We start from the raw sequence: 9,016 nt of genomic DNA on the forward strand, positions 1-9,016 counted from the left end.
CCGAAAAAAATAAGGCACCTAGAGAAACTCTCTAAGTGCCTGATTCTTTTGGCTCCCCGGGACAGGCTCGAACTGCCGACCTAGTGATTAACAGTCACCCGCTCTACCGACTGAGCTACCGGGGAAAAGTGCGCGTATCCTAGCCTTCTGTGCCGCGCGCGTCAAGGACCCGGCGCCCGCTTTTCTCCGGGCCACAGGGCACTCCCACCTTGCCAAATTACGACATTTCGGCTATCTACTTTTTTAGAGAAAAAAGAAGGGGGAAGATGCCGATGCGAAGGCAAAGCATTATGTTACCGGTCGGTCCAATCAAAGGTGGGTGCGGACTCCTCCTGTTAATGACTCTGACCCTCAGCGGCTGCGCCTCCATGACGCCGCTCTCAGCATATCCACCGGCAAACCCGTCTCCCGACAATGCGTCGCCCGCTTACGACAGCCGCGCGGAGGCCACCACGCTGGATGCCGTGCTCGTCCATACCATCGCAGAAATAGGCAAGCCATATCAATGGGGTGGAGAAAGCCCGCGAACAGGATTCGACTGCAGCGGGCTCATTCAATATGTATTGGGTCGCGCCGGAGTAACGATTCCCAGGACCTCTTTTGCCCAAGCCGAAGCGTTGCCAGCGGTAAATTTCAACCGCATACGCCCCGGCGACCTAGTGTTTTTCAACACCATGGGCCAGCCCTTCTCCCATGTGGGCATCTATATCGGCGGCAATCAGTTCGTCAGCGCCTTGAACCGGCAGCAAGGTGTCGCGGTGCAGAGCCTGCGGATTCCCTACTGGGCGGAGCGGCTGGATGGCGTGCGACGTCCGATGCCTGCCGAGTTGCTGGCGATGCGGGACAACTAAGTGCATAAAAACTGGGCGTTATTTCCGAAGACCATATTGGCCGCTGTGGTGACCGCGGTTTTATCGGCATGCGCGACCAATGTCGGCACGGTGAATCAATCGGCCACACCGGCCTTCGCCACACCCGCCCCGCTGCCCTTGCCTGCGGTGCCGTTGCCCGCGGTACCCATCCCGGAGCAACCCAGCACTGCGGTCATGCCAGAGACCAACAACAGCTGCATCAGTAATGTGGTGTTCCCCAATTTTCCCCAGCAATATCAGGAGCGGATGCAGGAAATCGCCTGCCACCTGCAGGAACGGGATGGCTTGCCCGCCAACTATGTGATTTCCAGCCTGCAAGACGCCAGTTTCAACGCCCGCGCCGTGGCACTGATGACGCCCCCGCCCCCTTCCGCAACACCAGCGACGCCTTATCCCTGGTGGCGCTACCGGAATCGTTTCCTGCGTCAGACCCGTTTGAATCAGGGTGTGCAATTCTGGCGGGATCATGCCGCGCTTCTGCAAGCGGTCAGTCAGAAATATGGCATTCCTGGACCGATTTTGATGGGCATTCTCAACATTGAAACGGGCTTCGGTTCCTTTCAGGGCGGATTCTCCGTGCTCAACAGCAACTTGAGCCTGGCATTGGCGTTACCTGGCCGGCGGCGGTTTTTTCTGCATCAGACAGCGGAGACCCTGAAGCTCGCGCAGCGTTTGGGCGTTCCCCCAGGAACACTCCAGGGTTCACAGGCCGGCGCCATGGGCATGTCCCAGTTCCTGGCCAGCAGTTACCTGCGCTACGGCGTCACCTGGAATGACCCGCCGGGCGGACCCATGCCCAACCAGTGGCAGTCACCTGCCGATGTGTTGGCTTCCACCGCCAACTTCTTCCGTGGCCACGGCTGGCAGCCGGGACAGCCGGTGCTGGGCCGGGTATCCGACGATCAGGGCGCTGACGTGGCGCCATTTCTACAAGGCAAGCACCCGCTTGCGCAACTGCGCGCTGCCGGCATTCAGCCGGAAACGGCTTCGAGACTCCCAGGATCAACGCCAGTGGGCCTGCTGCGCTTGCAGACAGAGCGTGGCCCGACACTGTTCATCGCCTACCCAAATTTCTACGCCATCATGGGCTACAACCCGAGCACTTATTACTCGGCGACGGTCTGGGCCTACGCCGAAGCGATCAAGCGGGTTATCAACGGCTGATCCGCGGCCATATCACGGGCGCCACGACATTTGTCGGACGCCGCTGCCCTTGTGCTAATATGGCGCTTCCCGTTTCCAGAAAGGATGGAGTCCGGTGTGGCGTTAGAAAAATCGGGAATGCAATCTGTCGATCTGATTATTCATGCGCGCTGGATCGTGCCGATTCGACCGCGCAGCGTACTCCACGATCACGCCCTGGCGGTGCATGACGGACATATCCTCGCTATCGGCCCGGCCGAAGAAATCCGCGCGCGCTACACAGCAGCACACACTACGCAGCTCGACCACCATGTGCTGATGCCCGGTCTGGTCAACGCCCATACCCATGCGGCCATGACCCTGATGCGCGGACTCGCGGATGACCTCCCGCTGATGACCTGGCTGAATGAACATATATGGCCCGTAGAAGGCCGTTTTGTCAGCCCGGAATTTGTGGCCATGGGCACGGAACTGGCTGTCGTGGAGATGCTGCGCGGCGGCACCACCTCCTTCAATGACATGTACTTCTTCCCTGAAGCCGCGGCGGAGGTTGCCCAGCGCATGGGCATGCGGGCCACCATCGGGCACGTCATCATTGATTTCCCCACCGCCTATGCGGCCAATGCCGATGCCTGCCTGCAGGCGGCGGCGGACTTATTGCCGCGCCTGCGCCAGATGCCCCTCATTCGCCAGAGTATCGCCCCCCATGCGCCTTACACCGTCGGTGATGCCGGTTTGCGCGGGGCGCGCGACCTGGCCAAAGTGGAAGGCCTGCCGGTGCACATGCACGTCCACGAAACCGCTTACGAGGTGGAGGAGGCCACTGACCGTGATGGCATGCGCCCACTGGCGCGCCTGGCCAGACTGGGATTATTGGACCAGCACTTTCTCGCCGTGCACATGACCCAGTTGAATGACGAGGATCTGGCGATCTGCCGGGACAGCGGCCTGCATGTGGCCCACTGCCCCGAATCCAATCTGAAGCTGGCCTCGGGGATGGCGCCAGTGGCCACGCTGCGTAAACAAGGCACCCCGCTGGCTATCGGGACAGATGGCGCGGCCAGTAATAATGACCTCGACATGCTGGGTGAATTGCGCACCGCTGCCTTGCTGGCGAAAGGCGTGAGTGGAAATCCCACCGCCTTCCCCGCCTGGGAGGCACTGGAGGCCGCGACACTGGGGGGTGCGGAGGCCATCGGCTGGGGTGCAGAAACGGGTAGCCTGGAAGCCGGCAAGGCCGCCGACTGTATCGCCGTTGATCTGGATCATCCGGCCACTTTCCCGGTCTATGATCCGGTCTCGCAGGTGGTGTATTGTGCCGGCCGTGATCAGGTCAGCCATGTCTGGGTAAACGGTAATCCGCGTATTGTCGAAGGACGAGCCGTGGATTGGGACACGCAGGATTTGTTTGCACGCGCCCGGAGCTGGGCACAGCGCATTCGTGAAAAGGATAATGACGCATGAATATGGATCAGGCTGAAGTTAACAAGTTCGACGCCCTCGCCGATCAGTGGTGGGATACCGATGGACCCTTCCGTACCCTGCATGAAATCAACCCGTTGCGTCTCGACTTCATCGCCAACGGTTGTGGTGGGCTGAACGGCAAGAAAGTGCTGGATGTGGGTACTGGGGGCGGACTCCTGGCAGAGGCCATGGCGCGTCAGGGGGCGGAAGTTACCGGTATTGATCTCGCAGAGGACGGCCTGAACGCGGCACGCCATCATGCAGATACCAGCAGAGTGAGCATCGACTACCGGCAGATCGCCGTCGAAGATTTGGCGGCGGAAAAGCCGGGGCATTATGACGTGGTGACTTGCATGGAAATGCTGGAGCACGTCCCGGACCCCGCCGCCGTGGTGAATGCCTGTGCCCGCCTGCTGTGTCCCGGTGGCGACGCCTTCTTCGCCACCCTCAATCGCAATCCCAAAAGCTATCTGCTGGCCATTGTGGGTGCGGAATATGTCCTGGGACTGTTACCGCGCGGGACTCACAATTATCAAAAATTTATTCGTCCCAGTGAGTTGCTCGCCATGATCCGGCAAAGTCATCTGCAGACCATGACCCTCAAGGGCATGCACTTCGATCTGATCCACCACCGCGGACGTCTGAGCGATGATGTCAGCGTCAACTATCTGAGCCATGCGCGCAAAGCAACTCCTGATGCCTGAGTTGGCCGCAGTACTCTTCGATCTCGATGGCACGCTGGTAGATACCGCCCCCGATCTCGGTGCCGCGGCCAACCGCATGCGGACCGACCGCGGGTTACCGGCATTACCGATGGAGATGCTCCGCCCGGTCGCCTCCCAGGGTGCCCGCGGTCTCTTGCGGGTAGCCTTTCATTTGCAACCGGAGGACCCGGATTTTCCGCCCATGCGGGCGGAATTCTTGGAGATTTATGCCGCCCACATCTGCGAACAGAGTACCCTTTTCCCGGGTATGGCGGAAACCCTGACGACCCTGTCGGCGCACGGGGTGGTATGGGGCATTGTGACCAATAAGCCGGGATTTCTGACCTTGCCCTTGCTGAACGCGCTCAAGCTGCCGGTTGCCCCCGGCGCCGTCGTCAGCGGCGACAGCACAGCACGCGTCAAGCCCGATCCGCTGCCGGTCACCCATGCCCTTGCCGAGATGGGAGCCTGCGCGGCCCGGAGCCTCATGATTGGGGACGATCCGCGTGATATGGCCGCTGGCAGGGCGGCGGGAACCCGCTGCTGGGCCGCCGCCTGGGGCTACCTGGAGGCCGGTAACAACCCGCGATACTGGGATGCCGACCAGATCATCCAGCGCAGCGAGCAGCTAGAGTTCGCCCTTCTCCATTTCAACACCGCCCAGTAAAATAGGGTGCCCCTGGCTGCGGGTGATCTGCAACAGCGCCGCAGCCAGTATCAAGGTACCTCCGAACAATTCCAGGAGCGTCGGCGCTTCCCCGGCCAGCCACCAGGCCGATAGCGCGCCCACGATGACCTCAAAAGGCATGATCACCGCCGAAACACTCACCGGCATCCGCGCCACGCCGAATTGCACCGCCACCGTCGCCCCGGCAATCCACAGCCAGGAAAAGGCCAGCAGATAACCGTATTCCGGCAACGGTAGCGCCGGTAAATACTGAAAAAATGCAAACGGCAAGGCAATCAGTACACAACCCCACCACACTGCAGTGGCGCGGTGCACATCACCGAGTGCCGTGTCCGCGCGCAGAATGACATTGCTCAGGGCGAAGGCGAGGCCGGAAGAAATAGCCAGCAAATCATTCATATCCATATCCGCCAGAGAAAACCCCTGACCATTGCTGACGACCAGAGCCGACCCACCCACCGCCAGCAAGACCGCAAGGCCACCGCGCCAGCCTATCGCCTCCTTCAAAAAAATCCGCGCCGCAAAAATGGCCCAAACCGGTGAGAGATAGAAGAGCAGAAGGATACGGATGACCTCGCCATGCACCAACGCCAGCATAAAGGCCACATTGGTCCAACCACCGAGGATGAGCAGACCGACCAGCGTACGCCCGTGCTGCCGCAGTTCATGGCGGCGATGCCAGGACCATAGACCGGCAGGTATCGCCAGCAATAGATAGACGGCCAAAATCAGCCACGCGCCGCGCAGACCTGCCGCATTGAAATGGCGGAGCGGCCACCAGAGCACCCCCCAGAGGCTGGAACCGACCAGCAGGGCAATGATAGGCAAACGCTGTTCGCGCCTGGCAATTGCTGAGGTATTCGGAGTAATGGCGCATTTCCTGACAGGTCTTACTATGGTCGAAGCAATCCCCGCCGACGGGGGACAGGCTGAAGCATGCCTCAGAGAGATTACTTTGGAAAGGAGCGAATAGCCTCTTGACGGAAATTCATAGGCTGACTTTGTCTGGCCCACAACTCCGCATAATGACCTTTTGCCTGTAACAGTTCCTGATGATTTCCAATTTCAGCAATATGACCGTTGGCCATCACAATAATACGGTCGAAGTGCGCGATAGTAGATATCCGGTGGGCGATCGCAATGACCGTCCGGCCGGCCATCAACTCATCTAATTCGTGTTGAATCTCCTGTTCGGTCACAGAGTCCAGTGCAGAAGTTGCCTCATCTAACACCAGAATAGGCGCATTTTTGAGAAATACCCGGGCGATGGCAATACGCTGACGCTGCCCACCAGAAAGTTTTATACCACGCTCTCCGACCTGCGCATCCAGCCCTGTGCGTCCATAAGAATCCACCAGATTTCTGACAAAATCGTCAGCACGGGCACGGCGCAAAGCCTCTTCCACCTCAGTACGGGAGGCACCTTGCCGACCATAGCGCACATTATCGAGAATAGAACGATGCAACAACGACGTATCCTGCGAAACCACACCTACAAACTGACGGAAACTTTCCTGCTGCAGACCCCGAACATCCTGCCCGTCTATCAGGATATGCCCCTTGTTTACATCAAAAAACCGCAGCAACAAACTGACCATCGTAGATTTACCGGAACCGGAAGGACCCACAATCGCGACCCGTTCTCCGGGGTGAATAGTGATAGATACTTCATCGATATGCTTGACTTCATCTACCGTTCCATCAGACTGATGATAGCTGAACGACACGTCATCAAAGACGATGCTTCCTTCTTTATAGGCAAAAGGCTTGGCCAAAGGGGCATCGCCCATGATCCTGGGGCGATCTACCGAGCGCATACCATCCTGAACAGTACCAATATTTTCAAAGATTGCAGACAGATTATTGGCGACCCAGCCCGACATATTGGCAATCTGCCAAACCAGCGGTACGGCGGTCACCAGAATCCCCACCGAAATAGACCCTTCATGCCATAACCATATTCCCACCCCGGTGGTAGCACTCAATAACAGTGCATTTAGCACCGTCAAGGAAGTCATCCAGGTAGTGACCATCCGCAAAGAAGCGCGAAATGCCGAGGTATGGCCCTCCAGTGCATCTCTGACAAACTGATCTTCATCTTCAGATTTGGCAAACAACTTTACGGTATGAATATTGGTATAGCTATCCACAATAGCGCCAGTAAGCCCGGAGCGCGCTTTAGAGAGCAAATTAGACCGCTGGGTAAGCCGGGGAATGAAAAACCACATCAATAAACCATACAGGATAAACCAGCCAAATACCGGGGCCGAAAGCTCCCAGCTTTGTCTCGCCAGAATAATGATCGAACTCACCCCGTAGGTGAGCAGATACCAGACCGCAGTCAGTGTCGCCACTGTACTTTCGCGCAAAGATGGACCCGTTTGCATGACACGATTAGCGATACGTCCGGCAAAGTCACTCTGGAAAAACCCCCACCCCTGACGGATCAGGCCACGATGATTCTGCCAGCGGATCAGATTGGTAAAATTTGCAGCGATCGTCTGGTTAGTCACGACATCATGAAAAAAGTGAATCACCGGCCTTACCACAATAATAATAATGGCCATGATAAATATGGCACGCAAGTCACCGGAGGGTAGATTATCTGACTTGGCATGCGCCACATAGCCCGTTATACTACCAATAAAAACAGGTATGGAAAGGTCCACAATGGCCGTAACAGACCCTGCTAGGAACAAGAGGATCATTGCCCCTTTTACTTGAGATACGTAGTGCCAATAAAATTCCAAAACTGAAGAACGCCGCGTATTATCCGCAATCTCATGCGCCTCATGATCCCGGAAAATATCGATCATCCTCTCAAACGTTTTATACATCAAATTCACCTATATTAAATGCATTACTCGGCGCGAAACGTGCGGCCAGCATTGTTTCCAAGGCATATCCATAGCGCAATAAACTTGACTCACCCCCCGGGCCAGAGAAAAAAGTCGCCCCGACCGGCAAGCCCTTGACCTGTCCCGTAGGGACCGTGAGACTCGGGGTACCAGCCACTGCAGCAAGGGCACTGCTGCCGCCAGTGTGATGATCACCGGTGAGCAAATCAATCAAACCACTGGGGTTGTTAGAAGGTGCAATGCAAGCCTGCAACTGATTTGTACAAATTATTGTTTCTAGGCCTTCTGTCCACGCGAGTTGCTTGCACAAACGCTTTGCATCGCAATAGGCCTTATCCTGTGAATACTCCACCGGCTGAAAGCCGGATCGGTCGGCGCTGCGGCCGACGGCTGTCGCTACACAACGTGAAAATCATCGTCCGGATCCGGTGGCGTTTGGTTCTTGATATACTCCTGCCAAACCTCATCCGTGACATTCCCACTGCTAGTCACCCAATCTCGCGCAGCAACTCCCGGCAACGGAGTCCAACATCTCCTACCAACACCTGATAACGGTACTTCGTCGTCCAGACTAGGTGGTACTTACAGTCCCAAACCGTGTGGCCCGTGTAGCTTCCACTTTTATAAGCTTCCATACAATATCATGTGCGTAGCATAGCTACATTTCCGCATGCGCCAATCATCCACCATGCGCAACCGGTAATATGGGCCGCCTGCCTTGGGTCCGGTGCCACCTTGGGTCCGGTGCCACTAAGCCCTCTCCTACCCAAAGGGCTGCACGGCCATCGATGCGCATCTGCATGCCGATCGTCAGACCAAAACCCACGGCAGAGATTGACAGGCATTCATGGTATGTATAAAATTTTGTACATGAAATTGATGGGCGACGAAAAAGAAATTCGTTGGATAGGCTCAGCCTATGATGATTTGTTGGCATTCCCAGACGAGCCACGTCGCTCTGCTGGTTTTCAGCTGGGCAAGGTTCAGGTCGGATTAGACCCGGATGACTGGAAGCCCTTCGATGATGTTGGGGCTGGCACCAAGGAAATCCGCATTCGGGAAACCGGTGGCATCTATCGAGTGATGTACGTCGCCAAGTTCGAGGAAGCCGTGTATGTCCTGCATTGCTTCCAGAAAAAGACGCGGTCGACCAGTAAGCAGGACAAGGGCATCGCCGAGGCGCGATATCGCGCCGTGGTAAACGCGAGGAAGGCACAGAGATGAAAATTGACACAAAAATTCGCCATGTAACGAAGCCGGGAGTGAATATCTTTCTGGAACTCGGCT

8 protein-coding genes, 1 tRNA gene and 1 pseudogene are annotated in these 9,016 nt (G+C 57.1%); 6 read left to right on the forward strand and 4 right to left on the reverse strand.

The window, feature by feature from the left end:
• Nucleotides 1-49: 49 nt before the first annotated feature.
• Nucleotides 50-125: transfer RNA gene (locus M7F93_RS10190), tRNA-Asn, on the reverse strand.
• Nucleotides 126-338: 213 nt separating this feature from the next.
• Between M7F93_RS10190 and M7F93_RS10195 the strand changes: the two genes are divergently transcribed.
• The 5 genes from M7F93_RS10195 (at nucleotide 339) to M7F93_RS10215 (ending at nucleotide 4,850) form a co-directional block, all read left to right on the forward strand.
• Nucleotides 339-851: a C40 family peptidase gene (locus M7F93_RS10195; RefSeq protein ID WP_298172910.1), complete on the forward strand. Its 513-nt coding sequence runs from the start codon at nucleotides 339-341 to the stop codon at nucleotides 849-851.
• Complete coding sequence (locus M7F93_RS10200; protein ID WP_298172913.1) at nucleotides 852-2,036, forward strand: lytic murein transglycosylase; 1,185 nt, start codon at nucleotides 852-854, stop codon at nucleotides 2,034-2,036.
• Nucleotides 2,037-2,132: 96 nt separating this feature from the next.
• Nucleotides 2,133-3,479, forward strand: coding sequence for a TRZ/ATZ family hydrolase (locus M7F93_RS10205; RefSeq protein WP_298172916.1), 1,347 nt, complete (start codon nucleotides 2,133-2,135; stop codon nucleotides 3,477-3,479).
• Nucleotides 3,476-4,183 carry a bifunctional 2-polyprenyl-6-hydroxyphenol methylase/3-demethylubiquinol 3-O-methyltransferase UbiG gene (gene ubiG, locus M7F93_RS10210; RefSeq protein ID WP_298172919.1) on the forward strand — a complete coding sequence of 236 codons (708 nt, stop codon included), beginning with the start codon at nucleotides 3,476-3,478 and terminating at the stop codon, nucleotides 4,181-4,183. The genes M7F93_RS10205 and ubiG overlap by 4 nt, the downstream gene beginning before the upstream one ends.
• Nucleotides 4,176-4,850, forward strand: a complete 675-nt coding sequence (locus tag M7F93_RS10215) for an HAD family hydrolase (protein WP_298172922.1) — start codon at nucleotides 4,176-4,178, stop codon at nucleotides 4,848-4,850. Before ubiG ends, M7F93_RS10215 begins: the two co-directional genes overlap by 8 nt.
• Here the strand turns inward: M7F93_RS10215 and M7F93_RS10220 are convergent.
• From M7F93_RS10220 to M7F93_RS10230, 3 genes and pseudogenes are all read right to left on the reverse strand, one after another.
• Complete coding sequence (locus tag M7F93_RS10220; RefSeq protein WP_298172925.1) at nucleotides 4,812-5,699, reverse strand: DMT family transporter; 888 nt, start codon at nucleotides 5,697-5,699, stop codon at nucleotides 4,812-4,814. The two genes, M7F93_RS10215 and M7F93_RS10220, sit on opposite strands and share 39 nt — an antisense overlap.
• 122 nt (nucleotides 5,700-5,821) lie before the next feature.
• Complete coding sequence (locus M7F93_RS10225) at nucleotides 5,822-7,687, reverse strand: ABC transporter ATP-binding protein (RefSeq protein ID WP_298172928.1); 1,866 nt, start codon at nucleotides 7,685-7,687, stop codon at nucleotides 5,822-5,824.
• A gap of 539 nt (nucleotides 7,688-8,226) precedes the next feature.
• Nucleotides 8,227-8,364, reverse strand: a pseudogene (locus M7F93_RS10230) (transposase); the annotation flags it as partial.
• Nucleotides 8,365-8,581: 217 nt separating this feature from the next.
• Between M7F93_RS10230 and M7F93_RS10235 the strand changes: the two are divergent.
• The gene (locus M7F93_RS10235) at nucleotides 8,582-8,953 is read left to right on the forward strand and encodes a type II toxin-antitoxin system RelE/ParE family toxin (protein WP_203525139.1); all 372 of its coding nucleotides are present in this window, start codon (nucleotides 8,582-8,584) and stop codon (nucleotides 8,951-8,953) included.
• The last annotated feature ends 63 nt before the right edge of the window (nucleotides 8,954-9,016 follow it).

This window comes from Acidithiobacillus sp. (assembly GCF_027322205.1).
GTDB lineage: Bacteria > Pseudomonadota > Gammaproteobacteria > Acidithiobacillales > Acidithiobacillaceae > Acidithiobacillus.

Coding starts and splice junctions, on each gene's coding strand:
- M7F93_RS10215 (WP_298172922.1), top strand. CDS start 4,176: ATGCCTGAGTTGGCCGCAGTACTCTTCGATCTCGATGGCACGCTGGTA.
- M7F93_RS10195 (WP_298172910.1), top strand. CDS start 339: ATGACTCTGACCCTCAGCGGCTGCGCCTCCATGACGCCGCTCTCAGCA.
- ubiG (WP_298172919.1), top strand. CDS start 3,476: ATGAATATGGATCAGGCTGAAGTTAACAAGTTCGACGCCCTCGCCGAT.
- M7F93_RS10225 (WP_298172928.1), bottom strand. CDS start 7,687: ATGATCGATATTTTCCGGGATCATGAGGCGCATGAGATTGCGGATAAT.
- M7F93_RS10235 (WP_203525139.1), top strand. CDS start 8,582: ATGTATAAAATTTTGTACATGAAATTGATGGGCGACGAAAAAGAAATT.